The organism is Streptomyces rubrogriseus (assembly GCF_027947575.1).
Taxonomy (GTDB): domain Bacteria; phylum Actinomycetota; class Actinomycetes; order Streptomycetales; family Streptomycetaceae; genus Streptomyces; species Streptomyces rubrogriseus.
Genome location: NZ_CP116256.1, coordinates 6385159 through 6408202 on the forward strand (window position 1 = coordinate 6385159; position 23044 = coordinate 6408202).

Genomic DNA, 23044 nt, shown 5'->3' on the forward strand with positions numbered 1-23044 from the left:
CGGTGGGGTACCGACCGTGCGTTTCACCAGGTCCGAGGGGGTGTTTCCGGCCGCGCCGACGAGTAAGCTGTATCGACCACGTTCGCGCCTTACCAAGCCGTGACCGAGCCGCTCCGGAGACCTCGTTGGCCAGTCCCTACCGCGCCCTGTTCGCCGCCCCCGGCACCAAGGGCTTCTCCGCCGCTGGTTTCCTCGGCCGGATGCCGCTGTCGATGATGGGCATCGGCGTGGTCACGATGATCTCGCAGCTCACCGGGCGGTACGGGCTGGCCGGGGCGCTGTCGGCCACCATCGCGCTCGCCGCCGCCGTGGCCGGGCCGCAGGTCTCCCGCCTGGTGGACCGGTACGGGCAGCGCCGGGTACTGCGCCCGGCGACCCTGGTGTCGCTGACCGCGGCGGCGGTCCTGCTGCCCGCCGCGCACTACGGGTGGCCGGACTGGGTGCTGTTCGCGGCCTGCGTCGGCATCGGCTGCGTGCCGAGTCTCGGTGCGATGGTCCGGGCCCGCTGGGCGGCCCTGTACCGGGGCACGCCGCGACTGCACACCGCGTACTCCTTCGAGTCCGTGGTGGACGAGGTCTGCTTCATCTTCGGCCCGATCATCTCCATCGGCCTGTCCACGGCCTGGTTCCCGGAGGCCGGGCCGCTGCTCGCCGCCTGCTTCCTGGCGACGGGCGTCTTCTGGCTGACCTCGCAGCGTGCCACCGAGCCGGAACCGCACCCGCGCGAGCACAAGGGCGGCGGCACGGCGCTGCGCTCCCGGGGGCTCCAGGTCCTGGTGGGCACCTTCGCGGCCACGGGGACGATCTTCGGGGCCATCGACGTCGTCACCGTGGCGTTCGCCGAGGAGCAGGGGCACAAGGCCGCCGCCAGCCTCGTCCTCGCCCTCTACGCGGCGGGGTCGTGCACGGCCGCCATGATTTTCGGGCTGCTGCGCTTCGCCGGTCCGCCGGAACGCCGCTGGCTCCTGGGCGTGTGTGCGATGGCCGTGAGTATGATCCCCCTCCTACTGGTCGGAAACCTGCCGTTTCTGGCCGCGGCGCTGTTCGTTGCGGGTCTGTCCATCGCTCCCACGATGATCACGACCATGTCCCTCATCGAAGAGCACGTACCGCGCACGCAGCTCACCGAGGGCATGACCTGGGTGAGCACCGGACTCGCGGTGGGGGTCGCGCTCGGCTCCTCCGCGGGAGGCTGGGTGATCGACGCCTCCGGGGCGCGTGCCGGGTACGGGGTTCCGGCGGTGGCCGGGGCCGTCGCGGTCGCGGTCGGTTTCCTCGGGTACCGCCGGCTCAAGCGGCCGGAACCGCGTCGGGGAGGGACCGTTGAGCAGCACACGCACGGCGAACGGCAGGACGAGCGGCCGGAACGGCACATGGCGTAACTGGGGCGGAAACGTCTCGGCGCGTCCCGCGCGGGAGGTCACTCCCGCCTCCGTCGACGAACTGGCCGACGCCGTCCGCCGGGCGGCCGAGGACGGACAGCGGGTCAAGGCGGTCGGCACCGGGCACTCGTTCACGTCGATAGCCGCGACGGACGGTGTGTTGATCCGGCCTCAACTGTTGACGGGCATCCGCAGCATTGATCGCGACGCCATGACGGTCACGGTGGAGGCGGGTACCCCGCTCAAGAGGCTCAACATGGCGCTCGCGCGCGAGGGCCTGTCGCTGACCAACATGGGCGACATCATGGAGCAGACCGTCTCCGGGGCCACCAGCACCGGCACCCACGGCACCGGCCGCGACTCGGCCTCGATCGCCGCCCAGATCCGCGGCCTGGAACTGGTCACGGCGGACGGCTCGGTGCTGACCTGCTCCGCGGACGAGAACCCCGAGGTGTTCGCCGCCGCCCGGATCGGGCTCGGAGCACTGGGCGTCGTCACCGCGATCACCTTCGCCGTGGAGCCGGTCTTCCTGCTCACGGCCCGCGAGGAACCGATGCCCTTCGACCGGGTCCTGTCCGACTTCGACGCGCTGTGGTCGGAGAACGAGCACTTCGAGTTCTACTGGTTCCCGCACACCAACAGCACCAACACCAAGCGCAACAACCGCAGCGCCGGTCCGGAGCGGCCGGTGGGCCGGTTCCAGGGCTGGCTGGACGACGAGTTCCTGTCCAACGGCGTCTTCCAGGCGGCCAACTGGGTCGGCCGCGCGGCGCCCGCCACCATCCCGGCGATCGCCCGGATCTCCAGCCGGGCACTCTCCGCGCGGACGTACACGGACACTCCCTACAAGGTCTTCACATCCCCGCGCCGGGTGCGGTTCGTGGAGATGGAGTACGCCGTGGCGCGCGAGGCCGTCGTCGAGGTGCTGCGCGAACTGAGGACGATGGTCGACCGCTCAGGGCTGCGGATCAGCTTCCCGGTCGAGGTGCGCACGGCCCCGGCCGACGACATCACGTTGTCCACCGCGTCGGGCCGCGACAGCGCGTACATCGCCGTGCACATGTTCCGGGGCACGCCCTACCAGGCGTACTTCACGGCCGCCGAGCGGATCTTCACGGCGCACGAGGGCCGGCCGCACTGGGGCAAGGTGCACACCCGGGACGCCGGGTACTTCTCCCGGGTGTACCCGCGCTTCGGCGAGTTCACGGCGCTGCGGGACCGTCTTGACCCTGACCGTCTGTTCCAGAACGACTACTTGCGTCGGGTTCTGGGGTCGTAGCCGAGGCGTCCGGGTCGGGGGCTCCGGTGCCGTCGGCCTCCTCGTCGCCGTCGGCGTCCGGGGTGGGCGTCGGGCTGGACGCCGTACCGCCGCCCTCCGTCGAACCGGCGCCGGACGACGGGCTCCCGTCGGTTGCGTCCGGGCTCCCGGAGGGGGTGGGGGCCGGGGCCTCGCTGCCGGAACCGGAGTCCTTCGCGTCGCCCGGGTCACCGGAGCCCCCGGAGTCCCGGCCGTCCTGCGGGTCTTCCGCGCCGCCGGAGTCGCCGGACTCCCCCGAATCGGCGGCGGACTTGCCGTGTCCGGTGAAGGCGCTGCCGACGGTGGTGCTGTGGCCGCCGCTCAGGTTCTGGCCGGAGGCGACCTCGTACACCGTGATCCCGGCCATGGTGACGCCGAAGACGAGGGCCGCCGCGACCAGCGGGCGGCGCCAGCCCCTGGTCCGCGCGCGGTAGACGGTGCCCTCGGTGAACTCCCCCGAAGCCGAAGCCGAAGCCGGGTCCGGCGCCGCGGCCGGAACCGACGCGGTTCGCCCGTCGATCCGCACGGCAGCGACGGTGCGCTTCACCCGGATCTGCTCCCCGGTGCGCTTGAAGAAGTGCTGGAGCACCGAGCCCCCGCAGGTGGCGACGACACTGATCAGGCCGGCTCCGGCGATCGTGCCGTACACACCGAAGGAGGAGGCGAGTTTGGCGGCCACCACCGCCGCCAGGGCGCTGCCCGCGACCTGGGGGACGCTCAGGTCGATGCGCCTGGACTCCCCCTTCGAACGCACGTCCGCCACGCCCGCGTCATCGGACCTTTCACGCATCGTCGGACCTTGCCTGCCTTTCCCGTACGGGATCGATCAACTGCATGAGAAAGGGACGTGCGGCCGAAACCATTAGTTCCGTTTCTGGTGATTGCGTGAAGTACGCCACGTCCAAGATCGCGGAAATCGCGCCAGGGACGGCCGAGCGCCACCTCTTGCCAGAAGTTGGGCGGCGCGCCAATCCACGCACGTGGTCCGAATGGAGTACTGTTGCGAGCCCTGGAGCTGGTCTCCCGACAGGGGGTCCGGCACCTTGAAGGACCGCCGGGAGGGGGCTAGTTGCACAGGGTGACGAGGTTGGTCACTTAGCGTTGCGAACAGGTAACCGTGCCATAACGGCGATCCAGGGCCCGTGCCCGACACGCCGGGCAACTCGGCAAGGTTGTGGCAGGCTGCACCCGGGCAGGCCACACTCGACAGAGCGGAAGCAGCGACGCACGTGACGTCGGCAGGCACCACCCGGGAGGTCCCCATGCCCGAACTGCGTGTCGTGGCCGTCTCGAATGACGGCACACGGCTGGTGCTGAAGGCTGCGGACAGCACGGAGTACACGCTTCCGATCGACGAGCGGCTCCGTGCCGCCGTACGCGGCGACCGTCCCCGCCTCGGCCAGATCGAGATCGAGGTGGAGAGCCATCTCCGCCCCCGCGACATCCAGGCGCGTATACGTGCCGGCGCGACCGCGGAAGAGGTCGCCCAGATGGCCGGCATCCCCGTCGATCGCGTACGGCGCTTCGAGGGCCCCGTGCTGGCCGAGCGCGCCTTCATGGCGGAGCGGGCCCGCAAGACCCCCGTCCGCCGCCCCGGCGAGAACTCCGGGCCGCCCCTCGGCGAGGCCGTCCAGGAGCGGCTGCTGCTGCGCGGCGCCGACAAGGACACCGTCCAGTGGGACTCCTGGCGCCGCGACGACGGCACCTGGGAGGTCCTGCTGGTCTACCTGGTCGCGGGCGAACCGCACTCGGCGAGCTGGACGTACGACCCGCCCCGGCGGCTCGTCCAGGCCGTCGACGCGGAGGCGCGCGCGCTGATCGGGGAGTCCGACGACCTCGCCGCGCCCGAGCCCAGCTTCCCGTTCGTGCCGCGCATCGCGCGACTGCCGCGCGACCGGCCGCTGGACCGCACCCTCGACCGGGAGCAGCGGGAGCGTCCGAGCCTGCCCCCGCCGCCGTCCGAGCCGGTCGACGACACCGCGGCCACCGCCTCGGCCGAGCGCGAGCGCGACTCGCTCACCAGCCTGCTGGAGGCCGTACCGAGCTTCCGCGGCGACCTGGTGGTGCCCGAGCGCGCTCCGGATCCGGTGGAGGAGCCCGTCGAGGAACCCGAGGTGGAGGAGCCGCCCGCGCCCGCCGCGTCGGCCGGTTCCGCCTACGCCGACGTGCTCATGCCGCGCTCGGTGGCGAGCCACCGCGACCGCCTCACCGGCTCCACCGACCGCCAGGCCGAGGCCGACGGCGTCCGGCCGGGTCGCCGCGCGGCGGTGCCGAGCTGGGACGAGATCGTGTTCGGCACGCGGCGCAAGAAGCAGGAGTAGTCGGTCCTCGCCGAATGACGTGACCGAGGTCGGGGCCGCACCCGGGTGGGTGCGGCCCCGATCGCGTGCCAACGGCCGACTGCGCGTACGGACTTGCCGCGGACGGGTCGACGGGTTCGGCCCTCGTGCGGGCGCCGCGCCGCCCTCGGTGCCAGGTCCTGCTTCCGGACCGGCCCCCGCTCCCGGCGGGCATGGCCCCGCCACACCCCGGCCCGGGGTCCCACGCGCGGTGACCGGGGCCTCCTGCGCGCGAGTCCGCCACCCACGCGCAGCGCACCCCTCTACTGCGGGTCGGGGCCCACCGCGACCGGCCGGGCCGGGTCCGACGACCACTCGGACCAGGAGCCCACGTACAGCGCCGCCTCGATCCCCGCCACCGCCAGGGCGAGCACTTCGTGGGCACCCGACACGCCCGAGCCGCAGTACACGCCGACCGCGCCGTCCTCCGTGGCGCCGAGGGTCTTGAAGCGTGCCCGGAGTTCCTCGGCGGGCAGGAAGTGCCCGTCCGGGGCCACGTTGGCGGTCGTCGGCGCGGACACGGCGCCCGGGATGTGGCCGCCGACCGGATCGATCGGCTCGACCTCGCCCCGGTAACGCTCCCCCGCGCGGGCGTCGAACAGCACCCCGGACCGGGCCAGCGCGGCCGCCCCGTCCGCGTCCAACAGACCCGTGGCGCCCGGCGCCGGCGCGAAGTCGCCCTCCGCGGGCGCCGTGACGTCCGTCGACAGCGGCGCCTCCCAGGACGGCAACCCGCCGTCGAGGACCCGCACGTTCGGGTGACCCGTCCAGCGCAGCAGCCACCAGGCGCGGGCCGCCGCCCATCCCTGCCCGCCGTCGTAGACCACGACCGGCCGCCCGTGCGACACGCCCGCCCGGCGCATCGCCGCGCCGAACTCTCCCACCTCGGGCAACGGGTGCCGGCCGTGCGCGCCGGGCGCGGAGGCGAGTTCGCGGTCCAGGTCGACGTAGACGGCACCGGGCAGGTGCCCGGCCGCGTACTCGGCCCGGCCGTCGAACGGCGGGGCGCCGGCCGCCTTCGCCGTGCTCAGCTGCCAGCGGACGTCGAGCAGGACGGGCGGATTGGCGCCCGCCAGTTCGTCGACGAGTTCGGATGCGGAGATGATGGCGTTCATGGCCCCATCCTGACGTACCGAGTGGCCGAGGCGTCGTTGTCGGGCTACTCTGCCCGCCGGACAGTACCGATCACGAGGCGTACGGGTTCGGCCACATGCTGTACTGCCCGGGCAGGCGGGCTGCCCCACGAGCGCGAGCACGCCCGAAGCACGCACCGGAACCCGGTGCCGGTGCCGAGGCCCGTCGGAGCGGAAGCGGACGCACGGCCCGGAGGGCCGAGAAGAGGGTGACGATGACCGACGCACGGGGATCGGACGGCCGGATCGGCGAGACGAACGCCCGACGCGCGCCCGGCACGCCCTGCTGGGTGAGTCTGATGGTGCACGGACCGGCCGCCACCCACGACTTCTACGGTGCCCTGTTCGGCTGGGAGTTCCGGCCCGGCCCCCAGCAACTGGGCCCCTACGCGCGGGCCCTGCTCGACGGGCGGGAGGTGGCCGGCATCGGGCAGCTGCCCCCGGACCGGCAACTGCCCACCGCCTGGACGCCGTACTTCGCCTCCGACGACGTCAACCGGACGGCGGAAACGGTGCGCCTGTGCGGTGGCACGGTCGGTGTCGGCCCCCTGGACGCGGGCGAGGCCGGCCGCATGGCCCTGGGCTCCGACCCGGCCGGCGCCGTCTTCGGGGTGTGGCAGGCGGCCGCGCACCTGGGCACGGCCGTCACGGGCCGGCCCGGCACACCGGCCTGGAACGAACTGCTGACGTACGAGACGGCGGGCGTCGCCAAGTTCTACGAGACGGTCTTCGGCTTCGAACTGCTCCCGGATCCCTCCGCCGACCGCGACTACGTGACCCTGCGCATCGAGGGCCGCCCGGTCGCCGGCATCCACGGCGTGGGCGACGCCCTGCCGCGCGAGCGGGGTCCGCACTGGACGACGTACTTCGAGGTGGCAGACACGGACGAGTCCGCGGCGCACCTCGTCGACCTGGGCGGGCACGTGCTGGTCCCGGCCCACGACACGCCCCACGGCCGGGTGGCGACGGTGGCGGATCCGGAGGGGGCTCGGTTCACGCTGCTGCACGCTCGGCGGTGACGTGGTGACGGGACCGGCCGTACGCCTGCGACCTCCCGCAGGCCTCGGACCCGCTCAGCCGCTCACCACGGCGAGCAGGGCACGTACCGTCTCCGCCATCGTCTCCCGGCCGCGGGCGACGTAGGGGCGGGGGTCCGTCAGGTCGGGGCGCGCCGCCAGCGTCTCGCGCACCGCGCCCGTGAAGGCGATGTTGAGGGCGGTGCCGACGTTGACCTTCAGGATGCCCGCCCGGACGGCCCGCCGCAGTTCGTCGTCCCCGACTCCCGACGAACCGTGCAGTACCAGGGGTACGGGCACGGCCTCCCGGAGCCGTTCGATCAGCGCGTGGTCCAGGGACGCGGAGCGTTCGGTCATCGCGTGGCTGCTGCCGACGGCGACGGCCAGCGCGTCCACGCCGGTGTCCGCCACGTAGCTCGCCGCTTCCTGCGGGTCGGTGCGCACCCCGGCCGCGTGGGCGCTCGCGGGGGCGTCGGGTTTGCCCCCCACGTACCCGAGTTCGGCCTCCAGCCACAGGCCCGCGCCGTGGGCCCACTGTGCCGCGGCGCGGGTGGCGGCGAGGTTCTCGGCGTAGGGCTGTGCCCCGGCGTCGAACATCGCGGAGGAGAACCCGGCGTCGGCGGCCGTGCGCAGCAGCCGCATGTCCGTCACGTGGTCCAGGTGCAGCGCGACGTCGACGTCGCATGCCTTGCCGACCTCGGCCGCGGCCCGTGCGATCGGCTCGACGCGGCCGCCGTGGAACCGCACGGCGTTCTCGCTGATCTGCAGGATCACGGGGGCGCCCGCGGCCTGCGCACCGGAGGTGATCGCCTCGGCGTGCTCCAGCGTGATCACGTTGAACGCCGCGACGGCCCGGCCTGCGGCGGCGGCCTCCGAGACGAGTTCGCGCGTGGGAACCAGGGGCATGGGGGTGTTCCCCTCGCTTTCGTGTTGCTTCGACGGTCGGTCGGTCCGGCCGGTACGGCGGTTGCCGTCCGCACCGGCCGGTACGGGTGGGTGGGCGTTCGGGACTAGCGTGCGACGGAACTCACGTCGTCGTCCGCCGCACCCGGTGCCACGGAACTCTCGCCGCTCTTCTCGTCGCTGTAGACCATCAGCGTCGAACCCGCGAGGGCGAGCACGATGCCGAGGGCGCCCCACACGCTGGGCAGCGTCTGGTAGACCGCCAGGGACAGCACGATGGTCAGGACCGGGGCGAGTGCGTTGGTGATGGGGGCGACCACGGTGGCCTTGCCCCGGCTGAACGCCATGACCAGGAACAGCGCGCCGACCGCGTTGAGGACCTGCGTCACCGCGGTGAGGGCCGGTGCCTGCCAGGGAGCCCCGGACGGGAAACCGCCCATGATCGCGAACGCCACGGGAACCAGCAGCAGTCCGCTGATGGTCATCCATCCGAAGGTGGTCGCGTCGTTGACCCCGACGAGCGCGGCCTTGCGCATGCAGAACGCCTGCACGCCCCAGGCGACGCAGATCAGGATGGCCATCGGCAGCCACGGGCCGTGCGCGTCCGAGTCGCCACCGCCGCTGGGGATGCTGAGCAGCACGATCGCCACCAGCGCCGCGACCACGCCCACGACGGCGAGCCGGGTGATCCGCTCCCGCAGCAGCACCGTCGCCATGAGGACGGTGATGACCGGGGACAGGGACACCAGGGGGAAGATCAGGTACGCGGGCCCGTCGGCGAGCGCCTGGAACAGCAGCAGTTGTCCGCCGGCGCCGGTGAGGCCCGCGATCAGTCCGTACATCGCGGCGACCGGCCGGCGGTCGAACGTGTTGCCGCGCATCGCGAAGTACGCGGGGATGAGCATCGTGAAGGCCCAGATGATGTAGATCATCTCGTTGGGGTAGCCGTACCTGCTGTTCGGCTCGCTGGAGAAGGCGCCCCACACGCCCCAGAACAGGACCAGCAGCGACGCGTACAGGATCCAGCCTCTTGTGCCGTTCTTCATTGTTCGTCCTCTCCTGAGGCGAGGGACCCTGAGGCCTTGCGCAGCGCGTCGAGCGCCGGCCGGTCGAGCGGGGTTCCAGCGAGTTTCGCCGCGTACAGGGCGGCGCCCACGACGGGCTCGTACAGGGGGTGTCGCAGCTCGTAGCCCGCGAAGCGGCTCTTCAGCCCGGTGGTGAACGCCTCCAGGACCGGGGCGGCGCCGAAGGTACCGCCGGAGTAGGAGACGGGCACGGTCTCGTCCGGGCCGAACCCGAGCCGTTCGCGGGTGGCTTCGACCAGCAGGGCGAGTTCGCGGCCGGCCTCCGCGAGGATCGCCGCGGCGGTCTCGTCGCCCGCCGCGGCCGCCTCGGCCACCGAGCGGCTCAGTGCGGCGATCCGGCCGCGGTCGCCCTGCCACCGGTTGTGCACGACGTCGATCACGTCGAGGTCCGACTCCAGGCCGAGCCGGCTTCGGAACACCCCGGCCAGGGGGCCCTCGGGGAGCCGTCCGTCGCTCATCCGGGAGAAGGCGTTGAGGCCGCGGATCGCGATCCAGTACGCCGATCCCTCGTCGCCGAACGACTCGCTCCAGCCGCCGATGCGTACGCCCCGGCCCTGCCGCTCGCCGTAGGTCATCGAGCCGGTGCCGCTGATGACGTTGATGCCGTCGGCCGCGCCCAGCGAACCGGCCCAGCCGCAGACCATGTCGTTGTCGCACGCGTAGCGGTCGTGCCCGAGCACGGCCCGCGGTGTCGCGTCGAGCACGGGCAGGTCGCGGGCCGCCTCCCCGTAGCCGGGCAGGCCGAAGAAGGCGTACTCGATGTCGGCCGGGGACAGTTCGGCCGCCGCGCAGACGGTGCCGACGCCTTCCCTCAGCACCCGCTCGACGAGCTCGATGCCGTGGGAGAAGTAGTACGAGCTTGCCGCCTGGGCACGCGCCACCACTTGTCCGGACCGGTCGACCAGATAGAACGCGGTTTTCGTACCGCCGCCGTCGACACCCAGGAACATCGTCGTACCTCCGTCCGGCGCCCTCGATCCGCGCCGTTGCTGACTTCGATCAGTCGTTCAAGGAGTGCAGGGTCACGCCCTGCACCACGCGGTTGACCTCACCCGAGGGGAACGGGTTGTCGGGCCGCAGACCCCGGACCCGGGAGGCGCGCAGGGCGATGAGCTGGGCGTACACCACGGCGGGCAGTGCCAGGGCGGCGTCCTCGACGTCGCCGAGGCCCGGGAGCGGCCAGGCATCGGTGCCCTCCGTTCCCGCGCCGCTCTCCGCGGAGACCGCGACGACACTGCCGACGGGAAGGTTTCCGCGCAGCTCCGCGACGATGTCGTGGTCGTACTGGCGGGTGTACGGGTCGTTCGACACGTACACCACCGCGACGGAACGTTCGTTGAGCACCGCCTTGGGACCGTGCCGGAAGCCCAGTGAGGACTCCGCGACGGCCATGAGCGTCCCGCCGGTGAGCTCCAGCACCTTCAGCGCCGACTCCTCGGCGAGGCCCTTCAGCGGGCCGCTGCCGAGGAAGACGATGCGCTCGGGTGCGCGGTCCACCAGGGCGCCGGCCGTGCGGTCGGCGGCGTCGTCCTCGATGATCGACTCCGCTGCCCGTGCCAGGCGTTCGGCGAGCCCGTCGCGGCCGCCCCCGCCCAGGGCGAGCAGTGCCGCGAGCGTCATGCAGGTGAAGCTCGACGTCATGGCGAAGCCGCGGTCGTTGGACGCGGCCGGCATCAGCAGCACGTGCGACCGCTGCCGCTGCGCGTGTTCGCGCGCCAGGCGGCCCTGGTCGTTGCAGGTGATCACGAGGTGGTGCACCTCGGAGAGGACCTGGTCGGCCAGGGCGGTGGCGGCGACGGACTCCGGGCTGTCACCCGACCGGGCGAAGGAGACCAGCAGCGTGGGCAGGTCCTCGGCGAGGCACCCGCGGGGGTCGGCGACGAGGTCCGTGGTGGCAACCGCGTCGACGCGCCGCCCCAAGTGCCGTGCCAGGGAGGGCTGGAGCACCTGCCCGGCGAACGCGGAGGTCCCGGCGCCGGTGAGCACCACGCGCAGGTCGCCGCGTGCCACGAGCGGACCCAGGAACGCGTCCAGCGCTTCCCGGGAGGTTCCGACGATCCGGTCGACCTCCCGCCACAGGGCGGGCTGCTGGGCGATCTCGCGGACGGTGTGGACGGCGCTGTCGTCGACGGGCAGCGTGCCGGGGGGCGTGGTCACACGAACTCCCTCTGGTTCTGGTTCCGGTTCTGGTTCCGGTCCTGGTCGGCGGCGCGGTCGTAGTCGCGCAGGACGTCGCGGACGTGGTCCACGACCAGTTCGCGCGGGCGGGCGGCCAGCTCGCCGCGGCGGACGCGGGCGTACTGGAGCGGAAGGTGCGCGCTGAGCAGGGGCAACGGGACGGCCGTGGCCGAGAGGTTGGCCAGCAGTCGGGTCTGGGCCGCTTCGATCTCGGGGTCGGCCCAGTAGTAGCGCATCCGGTCGCTGTAGCTGTAGCGGCGTGCGAGGCGCTGCTCGGCGTCGCCGCCCGGGTAGTAACCCTCCCACTGGGCGGGCTCGGCGAGCATCCGCCGCTCGACGACCTCGGGAAGCCGTGACCGCTCGCCGGCCGGCACCAGCTCGTCCTCGATCGCGGCGAGGGCGAACAGCGCCTCGCGCAGGGCGAAGGTCAGCCCGGGGCCCACCTTGAGGACCGCCCAGTGGTCCTCGACCAGCGCGGTGAGCGCCTCGGCGGTCTGGTAGTCGGTCGAGTGGGCCTCGTAGACCATGGTGGGCTCGTCGTCGAGGACCTTGCGCAGTTCCTCGGTCGACTCCCGCCGGTAGTCGACGACCCGCAGGTGGTCGAACTCCACGGCCGGCTGCACCACCAGGGCCATGACGCGCGGCCAGGCCCCTTCGACGCCGTGCCGGGCGAACGCCTTCCGGTGCTGCTCCAGGGTCGCGCAGGCCGCCTCGGGCGTGGTGGGCACCAGGGCGCCGAGCGTCTCGTGCGCGCCGCCGGGCGTCGGCACCTCGGTACCGATCACATACCGGATCCGCTCCGCCCGCTCCGGGCCCACCGTGTCCTCGGCCACCCGGATCAGACGCGCGGCGCGTTCGGCGACCACGTCGTCGGTCAGCGGTGCGGGGTCACCGGCGCACGCGAAGCTGCAGTCCAGGTGGATCTTGGTGAAGCCCGCCTCCGCGTAGGCCGCGACCAGCGCGTCGGCCTCCCCCATCGCCTCGTCGGGCGTCAGGGACTGCCACCGGTTCGGTCCGAGGTGGTCGCCGCCGAGGACGACGCGGTCCAGTGGCAGACCGTGTTCCGTCGCGATGCCGTGCACGAGGTCGCGGAAGTCCGCGGGCCGCAGGCCCGTGTAGCCGCCGTACTGGTCGACCTGGTTGGAGGTCGCCTCCACCAGTACCGGACCACCGGTCTCACGTGCCTGCAGCACGGCCGCCTCGATGACCAGCGGATGGGCCGAGCACACGGAGGTGATGCCCTGCGGTCGTCCGGCCTTCTGACGCCGGACGACCTCGTCCAACGGGCTCTCCATCGCCAACCCCTCACTGAAGTGCGATTTGAGCCCGTTTGCCGCGATGGCCCGAAGCTCATGCGGAACGTTACTGGTCTTATTTTCGGCCGTCAATAGTCTCTATTGGTATGGTTCTGGTATGCCTCCATGTCTGCTGGAACGGCGACGGGCCGGGCGTCGGCTGCTCCGACGCCCGGCCCGGGCAGGTTCAGGTCTGGTCCGGTCTGGTCCGGTCGGTTCAGGTCTGGTTCGTGATGGAGGCCCGGAACCGGTAGCGGTCCCCCCGGTAGACCTGGACGGTCAGTTCGATCGGGCGGGCGTCCTGGTTGGAGGTCAGCTGGGTCGCGACCAGCATCGGCATGGTCGCCCCGATCTCGAGCAGCTCCATCTCCCGCGCCGTCGGATGGCGGGCTTCGACCGAGTAGTCGGCGACCCGGGGAAGCTGCGGCGGGTCGGCGGCGCGCAGGGTGGCGTACAGCGAGGCGGTGCTGAAGTCGGCGTCGGCCAGGGCCGGGCAGGCCGACAGCGGCAGCCGGTTGTGCTCCAGCACGACCAGCAGGCCGTCCAGGAAGCGCAGCCGGTGGAGGTCGAAGAGGTCGGCGCCCGGGGCGATCCGGAGCTGCTCGGCCTCCGCCACGGTGGCCGGGCGGACGGTGGCGGAGAGCACCTTGCTGGCCGTCGTCAGACCGTTGGCCTCGGCGTAGTCGGCGAATCCCTGGACCTGGGGGGCGGCCGAGGCCGGCGCCGTCACCGTTTCGGGGAACAGGCCGGGTTCGGCGACGAACCACCCGCGCGACGACGACGGCCGCACGACGCCTCGCGCCTCCAGCTGGGCGAGGGCGGCCCGCAGTGTCACCCGCGAGACGGCGTACCGGGTGACCATGGCCCGCTCGGAGGGCAGCCGGTCACCGGGGCGGGCGCCGGCGGCACGCAGGTCGTCGAGGAGCCGCGCGGCCGTGCGCTCGTACAGCGGGAGGGCGTCGTCGGCGAAGAGGCCCCTGGGCATCGGCGTACTCGCTTCGGTCATACCAGAAACATACCGGTTCGACCGGCCGCGCAGGCATCCGGATCCCTCGCCCCCTCACCGGGACGGGGTGAACTCCTGCGCCGCGGTGGACCATTGGACCATTGACATGCCAATCGAATACCACTTACGTTCTCGATGCAGGCCACCCGGAGCCCGAACGGTGCCGCCCTCGCCCTCACGGGTGTCCCGACTCCGTCCGAGGAGCCGGTTGCGGACGGAGCCTGCTCCGAGAGAGAGGCCGACATGACGGATGTGAACCGGCGCAGCGTACTGAAGGTGGCGCTGGGAGGTGCCGGCCTGGCCGCCTTCCCCTCGGTGGCCCTGGGTGCCACACCCGCGGCCGCGGCACCGCACGGCGGCCCCGAACTCGTCGGGGTCGGCGACACCTCCATCACCCTGGAGTTCGACGACCGGCTGCGCAGCCGGGTGGCTTTGCGGGGCGTCGACGTCACCCGCTTCGACGCCGGTGAGGCCCTGCTGGTGGACGGCGGGGCGATCGACGAGTTCACGTACGGCGGGCACGAGACCCGCAGGACCCGGCATTCCCGGCACGGCGCAGGCGTGAGCGTGACCGTCTGGGGCGAGTCCGCGACCGGAGTCCGCAAGACGGTGGAGCTGACCTCCTACCGGCGCCTGACCGGGATGATCGTGATGAAGGTGACCTACACCAACGGGACCGGCGCCCCGCTGGCGGTCACCGGATGGCGCAGCGGGGCCCACGAACTCCTGGAGGTTCCCGGCGGCTTCCACACCTTCTCGGGAACCACGTACGAGGACCGTCGCGACTGGGTGCGGCCGATGACGGACGGGTTCGTCCAGGAGAACTCGCTGGGGATGGACGCCTCCGACTACGGCGGCGGCACCCCGATGGCGACCGTGTGGCGGCCGGGGGCGGGTCTCTCCGTCGGACACGTCGAACCCGTGGCCAGGATGCTGCGCCTGCCCGTTCGCAGGACGGTCGGCGGAGCGAGCCTCGCCGTCGAGGGCGACACCCCCGTGACCCTGAAGCCGGGGCGGCGTCTGACCACCGACACCACGTTCCTGACCGCGCTGCCGGGCGACCACTTCGCACCGCTCCAGCGCTATCGCGACTACATGAGCGACATCGGCCGGCGTGCGCCCAGGACGCCCGGGCCGGCCCTGGAACCCATGTGGTGTGCCTGGGGCTACGAGCGGGACTTCACCGTCGAGCAGGTCGTCGCAACGCTCCCCAAGGTGCGTGAGGTCGGCCTCAAGTGGGCGGTCCTCGACGACGGCTGGCAGACCAACGAGGGCGACTGGGAGCTGGACCCGCGGAAGTTCCCGGGGGGCGCGGCGGACATGCGGGCCTTCACCCAGCAGATCCGGGACGCCGGTCTGCGGCCGCGCCTGTGGTGGGCTCCGCTGGCGGCGGACCCGGAGAGCAGCCTGTACCAGGACCACTCCGACATGCTCCTGCTGGACCGTGAGGGCAACAAGCAGCGGGTGAGCTGGTGGGACGCCTGGACCCTGTGCCCCGCGTACCGGCCGACGGTGGACTACTTCGTCGGGCAGGTGAAGCGGTTCATCGGCGACTGGGGATACGAAGGGCTCAAGATCGACGGCCAGCACCTCAACGCCGTCGCGCCCTGCTACAACCCGGCGCACGGGCATGCCCGCCCCGAGGAATCGACCGAGGGTCTCGCGCGGTTCTGGAAGGCGGTGTACGAGGCCGCGCACGAGGCGAACCGCGACGCCGTCGTCGAGCTCTGCCCCTGCGGCACCGCCTTCGCCTTCCACAACCTCCCCTACGTCGACCAGTACCCGAGCTCGGACCCGCTCTCCTCGTACCAGGTCCGTACGAAGGGCAAGACGATGAAGGCGCTGATGGGCCGGGGCAGCAGCTACTCCGGCGACCACGTCGAACTGAGCGACGGCGGCGACGACTTCGCCTCCAGCTACGGTGTGGGAGCCGTGCTGTCGACGAAGTTCACCTACCCCGCGGGCCCGGACGACGCCATCGTGCTCACGCCGGAGAGGGAAGCCCTCTGGCGCCGGTGGGTGAACCTGTACGAGGAGAACCTGCTGTCCACGGGCGAGTACCGGGGCGAGCTGTACGACATCGGTTTCGACAAGCCCGAGGCGCACGTGGTGGCCAAGGGCGCGACCCTGCACTACGCGTTCTACGCCGGGCGGTGGGACGGGACGGTCGAGCTGCGTGGCCTGGGCCGCGGCAGGTACCGCCTGACCGATCCGTTCAACGGCACCTCTCTCGGCACCGTCGACGCTCGGCACAACACCGTGGAGCTGGCCTTCGAGCGGTTCCAGCTCGTCGTGGCCGAGCGCATCGGCTGAGCAGAACCGGCGCGCACCGGTCCCGGCACTCAGGTGGCGGTGACCGGCAGCACGTCCGGCGAGAGCGCCGCCGCCCGCGCCGTAGCGCTCGTCATCCGCCTGCGGTGGTGGCGGCGGCACAGCACCTCGTAGCCGATCTCGTCGGGGGACTGGGCGACGTCCCCGACGACCACCTGGGCGCCCTCGACGACCATGACGCCGCCCACGGTGCGGGCGTTGTGCGTGGCGCGGGCTCCGCACCAGCACAGGGCCTCGACCTGGAGCACCTCGACGCGGTCGGCGAGTTCCACCAGCCGCTGGGAGCCCGGGAAGAGCTTGGAGCGGAAGTCGGTGGTGATGCCGAAGGCGTACACGTCGACGTCGAGGTCGTCGACCACGCGCGCGAGCTGGTCGATCTGGTCCGGCGCGAGGAACTGCGCCTCGTCCGCGATCACGTAGTCCACCCGGCCGCCCTGCGAGAGGTGGTCGACTACGTGGGCGTACAGGTCCTGGCCGTCCCCGACCTCGACCGCGTCGGTGACGAGGCCGAGGCGGGAGGAGAGCTTGCCCTCGCCCGCACGGTCGTCGCGGGTGAAGATCATGCCGGCCAGTCCGCGCGCCGATCGGTTGTGCTCGATCTGGAGAGCCAGTGTCGACTTCCCGCAGTCCATCGTTCCGGAGAAGAACACCAGCTCGGGCATGAGGGGTTGGGCACCTTTCGGCAGCGGGATCGGTGGGGCGCAGAGGGTCAGGAGCGTACTTCGAGCAGCGGGACGAGCTGCTCGGCAGGGGTCATCGAACCGTGGTTGCCGACCATCGCCGACTCCTTGGGCTCGCGCTCGGAGGCGATGACCAGGACGTCGTCGCGCGCCGCGGCGACCACGTCGCCGATGCGGTCGTACACCCGGTCGTCGATGCTCGGGCCGAACCAGCCCGCGTCGACCGCCTCGTCCCGGGACGCCACCCAGAACTGCTCGCCGAGCACCTCGCGCCAGCAGAACAGCACGTCGTTGTGGGCGCCGGGGACGGCGTAGACGTGGCGGGCGCGGCCCTCGCCGCCGAGGAGGGCGACGCCCGCCTTCAGCTCCCAGTCCTCGTCGAAGTCGATGCGGTGCTCCTCGTCGAAGGGCACGTCGACCATGCCGTGGTCGGCGGTGACGTACAGGGCGCTGCGCGGCGGCAGCTGCTCGGCGAGGCGCTGGACGAGCCGGTCGACGTGGCCGAGCTGCCCGCGCCAGGTGTCGGAGTCGACGCCGAAGCGGTGTCCGGCGCCGTCGACCTCGGCGTAGTAGGTGTAGACGAGGGCGCGGTCGGCGCGGGCCAGCTGTTCGGCGGCGCAGTCCATCCGGTCCTCGCCGGACAGGCGTCCGTGGAACTCGCCGCCGCTGAGCGCGACCTTGGTCAGCGGGGTGTTGGCGAAGGTGGGCGAGGAGACCTGGGCGGCGTGCACCCCCGCCTCGTGGGCCAGGCCGAAGACGGTGGGGTAGGGCTGCCAGGGGCCGGGCGCGGTCCACGGCTGCCAGCGGAGCTGGTTCATCAGGGCGCCGGTGTCGGGATTGCGCACCGTGTATCCGGGCAGGCCGTGGGCGCCCGGTGGGAGGCCGGTGCCGACGGAGGCGAGGGAGGTCGCCGTGGTCGCCGGGTAGCCGGCGGTGATCGGGCGCCCCGTGCCGCCGCGCGAGCTGCCCAGGAGGGAGCTCAGGAAGGGCGCGTCCTCGGGGTGCGCGCGCAGCTGCTCCCAGCCGAGGCCGTCGATCAGGAAGACGCAGTTGCGGTCGGCGGGGGTCAGTTCGGTGATCCCCGCGGTCATGCCGGGGACACCGAGGCCGGCGGCCAGGGTGGGCAGCAGGTCGGCGAGGGAGCCGCGGCCGTACTCGGGTACGGGGGCGGAGTCGACGGGGAGCGGTTCCGGGTGGGTGTCCCAGGCGGTGTGCTGCACCATCAGCGGGCGGAGTCCGCGGTCGCCTCGGAGAGGGCCTGGGCGAAGGTGAGCGCCTGGCGCACCGTCTCGGGGCCGTCCCCGGCCTCGCTGACACGCAGGCTGAGGTCGTCGGCCGTCGAGCTGCCCGTGTAGCCGTGGTCGGCCTCGCAGTTGGGGTCGCCGCAGGCGGCGGGCTCCAGGTCGAGCCGGGAGACGGCGCCCCAGCCGATGGTCAGCACGATCTCGCGCGGCAGGGTGCCCGGCTTGTACTGCTCCGGGTTGGCGACGACGCGGCTGACGACGATGGACGAGATCCGGCCGAGCTTGACGGACTCCGTGGACGTCGTGGCGTACGGCGTCGGGGAGGTGTCGTCGGCGGCCTGCTCGTCGGTGTGGCTGACGATGAAGCGGTTGCCGGTGAGCACCAGCACGGTCACGTGCCGGCGCACCTCGTTCTGGTCGAACGTCGTCTCCTGGTGGACCAGGTACGACCGCACGGGCTCGCCGCCCACGGCGGCCTCCACCGCCTCGGCCACGAGGGCCGGGTAGTAGCCGCTGCGCTCGATCGCCGCTCGCAGCCCCTGGGTCGTCGTACTGGTCTTGGCCATGCCGTCCATCCTACGGGGACCCGCTGACTGCGAGGCACGCTCCCGCGGTACCCGTCCGGGGCCGTACCCGGCGCGGGCACCGGGCCGGGTACGGGGCGTGGCGGGTCAGTAGGCCGGCAGGGTCCGCGGGCCCAGGTCGTCCCTGGCGGGAGGGGGCGCGAGGCGGACGGAGGCGCCGAGGACGCTCAGGCCGTGCGGGGCGACCACGACGGGCTCCAGGGTGACCGCGACGACCTCCGGGTGGTCGTCGACCAGCCGGGAGACCCGCAGCAGCAGCTCCTCCAGGGCGGCGGCGTCGACCGGGGCCGAGCCGCGCCAGCCGAAGAGGAGGGGGGCCGTACGGACCGAGCGGATGAGCGAGGTGGCGTCCCGGTCGGTGACCGGAATCAGCCGGTGCGCCATGTCGCCGAGCAGCTGGGTGGCGGCGCCGGCGAGGCCGAAGGAGAGCACCGCGCCGGCCGCCGGGTCGATGACCGCCCGTACGACGGTGTCGACGCCGCGCGGGGCCATGCCCTGCACCACCGGGCGCAGCTCCGCGGGCTTTCCGAACAGCTCGGTCAGTTCGGCGTAGGCCCGCCGCAGTTGCTCCTCGTCCGCGAGGTCGAGGCGTACGCCGCCCAGGTCGGCGCGGTGGCGCAGGTGCGGGGCGGTGGCCTTGAGGGCCACCGGGTAGCCGATGGTCCGCGCGGCGGCCGCTGCGTCGTCGGGAGTGGCGGCGGGCAGGGCGCGGTGGACGTGGACGCCGTACCGGCCGAGCAGGTCGCAGGTCTCCCGGCTGCCGAGGGTGAGCCCCTGCCCGCGCGCGAGGTGCCCCGCTATCTGCTGGGCGGCGCCCTTCTCGTCGATGTCCTCGTACTCCGGCACCTTGCCGGGGTCGGCGGCCTCGCGCCGCCACTGGGCGTAGGCGACCGCCTCGCCGAGGGCGCGGACGGCACGCTCGGCGGCGGGATAGGCGGGGATGAGGTGGGCTCCCTCCGGGGCCCTGACGACGGACTGCGTCCGGCCCGGGGTCGCGGACGGGCGGGGCGGCCCGGACGGGACGGGCGCGCCGGTCCCGGACGGGACGGACGGGACGGGCGCGCCGGACGGGGGCTGATCGGCGGGGCCGGGAGCGGCATGGGGTCCGGTGCCCGGGGTGGCTCGGGAGGCAGGGCCGCCCGGGGTGCCCTGCGGCACGGCACCCGGGTCGCCCGGCCGGGCCGCGCTCGAAGCCGCTTGGGCGGCGGTGCCCGCAGCCGCCTGGGAAGTGGTGCCCGCAGTGCTCTGAGCCGTCTGCGGGGCCGTGCTCGCCGCCGCGGACAGGGCCTCCGCCAGGCCGCCCAGCTCCACGTGGACCACGAGGACGGGCTTGGTGGGGACCGCGGCCGCCGCCGAGCGCAGGGCCTCCGCGAGCGCGGCGTCCCCGGCCGCCCCCTCCCCCAGCGTCGGGATGGCGGTCACCACGACCGCGTCGCACGTGTCGTCGGCCAGGGCCCTGGCCAGGGCCGCGTGGAAGTCGTCGGCCGAGGCGGCGGTCGTCAGGTCCAGCGGGGGCTGCGGGCGCAGGCCCTCGGAGAGGCACGCGTCGTACGTGAGCAGTCCCAGGGACTCCGAGTTGCCCAGGATGGCCACCCTCGGTCCGGCGGGCAGCGGCTGGCGGGCGAGGAGCAGCCCCGCGTCGACCAGGTCGGTGATGGTGTCGACGCGGATCACGCCGGCCTGCCGCAGCAGCGCGGAGACCGTCGCGTGGGGCAGCCGCGTCGCCCGTACGGCGTGCCCCTGGGGTGCCACGCCGCCGTGCCGGGCGCCCTGCACCACGACCAGGGGCTTGGCGGCCGCCGTGCGCCGGGCCAGGCGGGTGAACTTGCGGGGGTTGCCGATGGACTCCAGGTACATCAGCGCGACGTCGGTCTCCGGGTCGTCGTACCAGTACTGGAGGACGTCGTTGCCGGAGACGTCGGCGCGGTTGCCGGAGGAGACGAAGGTGGACACGCCGGTGACGCCGGTGACCCCGCCGCCGCGCCGGTGCAGCCGGGAGAGCAGGGCGATGCCGATGGCGCCGGACTGCGCGAACAGGCCGATCCGTCCCGCGCGCGGCATCTCGGGGGCGAGAGAGGCGTTGAGCCGCACGTCGGGGGAGGTGTTGATGATCCCGAAGGCGTTGGGCCCGATGATGCGCATGCCGTACGACCGCGCGTGCCGCACGAGGGCGCGCTGGCGTTCGCGCCCCTCGGGGCCGCTGTCGGCGTATCCGGCGGAGATCACCACCAGGCCCTGCACCCCGTGCTCGCCGCACGCCGTGACGACGTCCGGGACGTGCTCGGCGGGCACGGTGACGACGGCGAGGTCGACGGGCCCGTCGATGTCGCGCACGGAACGGCACGCCGGAACCCCGTCGAGCTCCTTCATGTCCTCGGGGAAGGCCCTGTTCACGGCGTACAGGCGCCCCGTGTAGCCGGCGTCCCGGATGTTGCCGAGGATGCTGCGGCCGACGCCGCCCGGGGTGCGGCCGGCGCCGACGACCGCGACCGAGCCGGGCTGCAGCAGCCGCTGCACGGAACGGGCCTCCGCGCGGTGCTCGCGCGCGTACTGCACGGCCAGCGAGCGGTCGGTGGGTTCGAGATCGAACTCCAGGCGGACCACCCCGTCCTCGAAGCTTCGCTTCTGGGTGTACCCCGCGTCCATGAAGACTTTGATCATCTTGTTGTTGGCGGGCAGCACCTCGGCGGCGAAGCGGCGGATGCCCCGCTCGCGGGCGACGGCGGCGATGTGCTCCAGGAGGGCGGAGGCGACGCCGCGCCCCTGGTGGGCGTCCTGGACGAGGAAGGCGACCTCGGCCTCGTCGGCCGGTGCGGTGGCGGGTGTTCCGCCGGCCCCGATCCGGTCGTAGCGTACGGTGGCGATGAACTCGCCGCCGATGGTGGCCGCGAGTCCCACCCGGTCCACAAAGTCGTGGTGCGTGAAGCGGTGGACGTCCTTGGCGGACAGGCGAGGGTACGGCGCGAAGAAGCGGTAGTACTTCGACTCGTCGGAAACCTGCTCGTAGAAGCTGACCAGGCGCTCGGCGTCATCGACGGTGATGGGGCGGACGCGCGCGGTGCCGCCGTCGCGCAGCACCACGTCGGCTTCCCAGTGGGCGGGGTACTCGTGCCGGTCCGACGAGGTCTGCATGGGCCCCAGAGTACGGCTCGCGTACGACAACGGCGCGGGGCAGTCTGTGGGGGACGGAGGTCCGGACCGAGGCCGCGGTCCGGGACCCGGACGGGGCGGCCCACGTGGTCGTCCCGGCTCGCTTCACGATGTGGGAAACTGGTCTAGACAAGACTGGTCTAGACAACTCCAACGCCTCTGAACACCTGAAGGGCAGCATCACATGGCTGAGCGCCGCGTCAACGTCGGCTGGGCCGAGGGTCTCCACGCCCGCCCCGCCTCCATCTTCGTCCGAGCCGCCACGGCCACAGGCGTCCCGGTGACGATCGCCAAGGCCGACGGGTCCCCCGTCAACGCGGCCTCCATGCTGGCCGTCCTCGGCCTCGGCGCCCAGGGGGGCGAGGAGATCGTCCTCGCGTCCGACGCCGAGGGCGCGGAGGCGGCCCTGGAGCGGCTGGCGAAGCTGGTCGCCGAGGGGCTCGAGGAGCTTCCCGAGACCGTCTGACGGACGGGACAGCAGCACCGAAAGGCCCGCCGGGACCACCGGGCGGGCCTTTCTCCTTTTCCGCTTCCGCTTCTGCCTCTGCTTCTGCTTCTGCTTCTGCTTCTGCTTCTGCTTCTGCACGTTCGGGACGGCAGAAATAGCCGCCGGAATTCCCCCGCTTTTGTATACGGAACCTGTGTTACCGGAGCGGGCTCGCGGTGTTTACGGAATGTTGCGTATTCCTCACACGCTCTGCCGTCGCGCCGCCGGAGGCGAACCGGAGCCGGTACCCGGACGCCGACCGCTCGATGTGCCGGGTCATGAGCGCCCGCGCGCGTTCGGCGTCGCCCCGGGCCACGGCGTCGGCGATCGCCGCGTGCTCCGCCCAGTGCTCCACCGGTCCGACCGGTGCCTCCACGACGTACATCCAGGCGATCTTGTGGCGGAGCTGGGTCAGCAGCGCGGTCAGGGAGGGGCTGTCCGCCGCCCTGGCGAGGGTCTCGTGGAACCAGCCGCCCAGGGAGCGCAGCTCGTCCACGGTGCCCCGCCCGGCCCGTTCCTGCCCCAGCCTGACCAGGCCGCGCAGCACCTTGAGGTGTGCGTCGGTGCGCCGCCGCGCGGCCCGGGAGGCGCCGAGCGGCTCGAGGAGCGTGCGGGTCTCCAGCAGGTCGGCGGCCTCCCGCCGGGTCGGTTCCGCGACGCACGCGCCCGCGTGCCGCCGGGTCACCACGAAGCCCTCCGCCTCCAGCGTGCGCAGGGCCTCGCGGACGGGGACGCGGGAGACGCCGTAACGGCGGGCGAGGATCTCCTCGGTGAGCCGGCTCCCGCGTCCGTGGACGCCGGTCACGATGTCGTCCCGAATCGCCGTGCACACCGAATGTGCCGGAATACGCATGACCGACCTCCGCCTTGATCCCCAGAAACGTCGACGATGGACGCGCTTTCAGCGACTCTAGGCCAATCAAGCCGGCATGGA

Annotated in this window: 19 protein-coding genes; 6 read left to right on the forward strand and 13 right to left on the reverse strand. The window is 72.8% G+C overall.

The genetic code is table 11. From position 1 onward, the window contains the following. Positions 1-125: 125 nt before the first annotated feature. Together Sru02f_RS28715 and Sru02f_RS28720 are read left to right on the forward strand one after the other, a co-directional pair. Complete coding sequence (locus Sru02f_RS28715; protein WP_109029887.1) at positions 126-1382, forward strand: MFS transporter; 1257 nt, start codon at positions 126-128, stop codon at positions 1380-1382. Further along, positions 1324-2661 carry a D-arabinono-1,4-lactone oxidase gene (locus tag Sru02f_RS28720; RefSeq protein ID WP_109029888.1) on the forward strand — a complete coding sequence of 446 codons (1338 nt, stop codon included), beginning with the start codon at positions 1324-1326 and terminating at the stop codon, positions 2659-2661. The genes Sru02f_RS28715 and Sru02f_RS28720 overlap by 59 nt, the downstream gene beginning before the upstream one ends. Here Sru02f_RS28720 and Sru02f_RS28725 read toward each other — a convergent pair. Then, positions 2585-3469 carry a hypothetical protein gene (locus tag Sru02f_RS28725; RefSeq protein WP_109029889.1) on the reverse strand — a complete coding sequence of 295 codons (885 nt, stop codon included), beginning with the start codon at positions 3467-3469 and terminating at the stop codon, positions 2585-2587. The two genes, Sru02f_RS28720 and Sru02f_RS28725, sit on opposite strands and share 77 nt — an antisense overlap. Positions 3470-3941: 472 nt before the next feature. Between Sru02f_RS28725 and sepH the strand changes: the two genes are divergently transcribed. Then, a complete protein-coding gene (gene sepH, locus Sru02f_RS28730) occupies positions 3942-5000 on the forward strand; it encodes a septation protein SepH (protein WP_109029890.1) in 1059 nt (352 codons plus the stop codon). A 281-nt stretch (positions 5001-5281) separates the two neighbouring features. On the opposite strand, the gene Sru02f_RS28735 is transcribed toward sepH, so the two are convergent. Next, positions 5282-6133: a sulfurtransferase gene (locus tag Sru02f_RS28735; protein WP_109029891.1), complete on the reverse strand. Its 852-nt coding sequence runs from the start codon at positions 6131-6133 to the stop codon at positions 5282-5284. Positions 6134-6366: 233 nt separating this feature from the next. Between Sru02f_RS28735 and Sru02f_RS28740 the strand changes: the two genes are divergently transcribed. After that, a complete protein-coding gene (locus tag Sru02f_RS28740; RefSeq protein ID WP_109029892.1) occupies positions 6367-7170 on the forward strand; it encodes a VOC family protein in 804 nt (267 codons plus the stop codon). Positions 7171-7224: 54 nt separating this feature from the next. Here the strand turns inward: Sru02f_RS28740 and Sru02f_RS28745 are convergent, their stop codons facing one another. The 6 genes from Sru02f_RS28745 to Sru02f_RS28770 form a co-directional block, all read right to left on the reverse strand. Then, positions 7225-8073 (reverse strand): class II fructose-bisphosphate aldolase, encoded by an 849-nt coding sequence (locus tag Sru02f_RS28745; RefSeq protein WP_109029893.1) that lies wholly within the window; start codon positions 8071-8073, stop codon positions 7225-7227. A gap of 104 nt (positions 8074-8177) precedes the next feature. Then, complete coding sequence (locus tag Sru02f_RS28750) at positions 8178-9116, reverse strand: DMT family transporter (RefSeq protein ID WP_109029894.1); 939 nt, start codon at positions 9114-9116, stop codon at positions 8178-8180. Then, entirely contained in the window at positions 9113-10105 is a 993-nt protein-coding gene (locus Sru02f_RS28755) for a BadF/BadG/BcrA/BcrD ATPase family protein (RefSeq protein WP_109029895.1), read from the reverse strand. The genes Sru02f_RS28750 and Sru02f_RS28755 overlap by 4 nt, the downstream gene beginning before the upstream one ends. 49 nt (positions 10106-10154) lie before the next feature. Continuing rightward, positions 10155-11312: an SIS domain-containing protein gene (locus Sru02f_RS28760; protein WP_109029896.1), complete on the reverse strand. Its 1158-nt coding sequence runs from the start codon at positions 11310-11312 to the stop codon at positions 10155-10157. Then, complete coding sequence (locus tag Sru02f_RS28765; protein ID WP_109029897.1) at positions 11309-12628, reverse strand: D-tagatose-bisphosphate aldolase, class II, non-catalytic subunit; 1320 nt, start codon at positions 12626-12628, stop codon at positions 11309-11311. The genes Sru02f_RS28760 and Sru02f_RS28765 overlap by 4 nt, the downstream gene beginning before the upstream one ends. 217 nt (positions 12629-12845) lie before the next feature. Then, entirely contained in the window at positions 12846-13634 is a 789-nt protein-coding gene (locus Sru02f_RS28770; RefSeq protein WP_164278889.1) for a GntR family transcriptional regulator, read from the reverse strand. A gap of 243 nt (positions 13635-13877) precedes the next feature. Between Sru02f_RS28770 and Sru02f_RS28775 the strand changes: the two genes are divergently transcribed. Further along, positions 13878-15947, forward strand: coding sequence for a glycoside hydrolase family 36 protein (locus Sru02f_RS28775; RefSeq protein WP_109030010.1), 2070 nt, complete (start codon positions 13878-13880; stop codon positions 15945-15947). 29 nt (positions 15948-15976) lie between these two features. Here Sru02f_RS28775 and Sru02f_RS28780 read toward each other — a convergent pair whose 3' ends face one another. The 4 genes from Sru02f_RS28780 to Sru02f_RS28795 form a co-directional block, all read right to left on the reverse strand. Continuing rightward, on the reverse strand, positions 15977-16627 hold the full coding sequence (locus Sru02f_RS28780) for a thymidine kinase (protein ID WP_003973175.1): 651 nt from the start codon (positions 16625-16627) through the stop codon (positions 15977-15979). Positions 16628-16674: 47 nt separating this feature from the next. Continuing rightward, positions 16675-17868 carry an alkaline phosphatase family protein gene (locus Sru02f_RS28785; RefSeq protein WP_109029899.1) on the reverse strand — a complete coding sequence of 398 codons (1194 nt, stop codon included), beginning with the start codon at positions 17866-17868 and terminating at the stop codon, positions 16675-16677. After that, positions 17868-18464 (reverse strand): DUF5998 family protein, encoded by a 597-nt coding sequence (locus Sru02f_RS28790; RefSeq protein ID WP_003973177.1) that lies wholly within the window; start codon positions 18462-18464, stop codon positions 17868-17870. The genes Sru02f_RS28785 and Sru02f_RS28790 overlap by 1 nt, the downstream gene beginning before the upstream one ends. A gap of 96 nt (positions 18465-18560) precedes the next feature. After that, complete coding sequence (locus Sru02f_RS28795; protein ID WP_109029900.1) at positions 18561-21605, reverse strand: bifunctional acetate--CoA ligase family protein/GNAT family N-acetyltransferase; 3045 nt, start codon at positions 21603-21605, stop codon at positions 18561-18563. A 202-nt stretch (positions 21606-21807) separates the two neighbouring features. Between Sru02f_RS28795 and Sru02f_RS28800 the strand changes: the two genes are divergently transcribed. Continuing rightward, the gene (locus Sru02f_RS28800) at positions 21808-22089 is read left to right on the forward strand and encodes an HPr family phosphocarrier protein (protein WP_003973180.1); all 282 of its coding nucleotides are present in this window, start codon (positions 21808-21810) and stop codon (positions 22087-22089) included. Between the two features lie 178 nt (positions 22090-22267). On the opposite strand, the gene Sru02f_RS28805 is transcribed toward Sru02f_RS28800, so the two are convergent. Further along, complete coding sequence (locus tag Sru02f_RS28805) at positions 22268-22963, reverse strand: GntR family transcriptional regulator (protein WP_109029901.1); 696 nt, start codon at positions 22961-22963, stop codon at positions 22268-22270. Between the last annotated feature and the right edge of the window lie 81 nt (positions 22964-23044).

Coding starts and splice junctions, on each gene's coding strand:
- Sru02f_RS28725 (WP_109029889.1), bottom strand. CDS start 3,469: ATGCGTGAAAGGTCCGATGACGCGGGCGTGGCGGACGTGCGTTCGAAG.
- sepH (WP_109029890.1), top strand. CDS start 3,942: ATGCCCGAACTGCGTGTCGTGGCCGTCTCGAATGACGGCACACGGCTG.
- Sru02f_RS28735 (WP_109029891.1), bottom strand. CDS start 6,133: ATGAACGCCATCATCTCCGCATCCGAACTCGTCGACGAACTGGCGGGC.
- Sru02f_RS28740 (WP_109029892.1), top strand. CDS start 6,367: ATGACCGACGCACGGGGATCGGACGGCCGGATCGGCGAGACGAACGCC.
- Sru02f_RS28745 (WP_109029893.1), bottom strand. CDS start 8,073: ATGCCCCTGGTTCCCACGCGCGAACTCGTCTCGGAGGCCGCCGCCGCA.
- Sru02f_RS28750 (WP_109029894.1), bottom strand. CDS start 9,116: ATGAAGAACGGCACAAGAGGCTGGATCCTGTACGCGTCGCTGCTGGTC.
- Sru02f_RS28755 (WP_109029895.1), bottom strand. CDS start 10,105: ATGTTCCTGGGTGTCGACGGCGGCGGTACGAAAACCGCGTTCTATCTG.
- Sru02f_RS28765 (WP_109029897.1), bottom strand. CDS start 12,628: ATGGAGAGCCCGTTGGACGAGGTCGTCCGGCGTCAGAAGGCCGGACGA.
- Sru02f_RS28770 (WP_164278889.1), bottom strand. CDS start 13,634: ATGACCGAAGCGAGTACGCCGATGCCCAGGGGCCTCTTCGCCGACGAC.
- Sru02f_RS28775 (WP_109030010.1), top strand. CDS start 13,878: ATGACGGATGTGAACCGGCGCAGCGTACTGAAGGTGGCGCTGGGAGGT.
- Sru02f_RS28780 (WP_003973175.1), bottom strand. CDS start 16,627: ATGCCCGAGCTGGTGTTCTTCTCCGGAACGATGGACTGCGGGAAGTCG.
- Sru02f_RS28785 (WP_109029899.1), bottom strand. CDS start 17,868: ATGGTGCAGCACACCGCCTGGGACACCCACCCGGAACCGCTCCCCGTC.
- Sru02f_RS28790 (WP_003973177.1), bottom strand. CDS start 18,464: ATGGACGGCATGGCCAAGACCAGTACGACGACCCAGGGGCTGCGAGCG.
- Sru02f_RS28795 (WP_109029900.1), bottom strand. CDS start 21,605: ATGCAGACCTCGTCGGACCGGCACGAGTACCCCGCCCACTGGGAAGCC.
- Sru02f_RS28800 (WP_003973180.1), top strand. CDS start 21,808: ATGGCTGAGCGCCGCGTCAACGTCGGCTGGGCCGAGGGTCTCCACGCC.
- Sru02f_RS28805 (WP_109029901.1), bottom strand. CDS start 22,963: ATGCGTATTCCGGCACATTCGGTGTGCACGGCGATTCGGGACGACATC.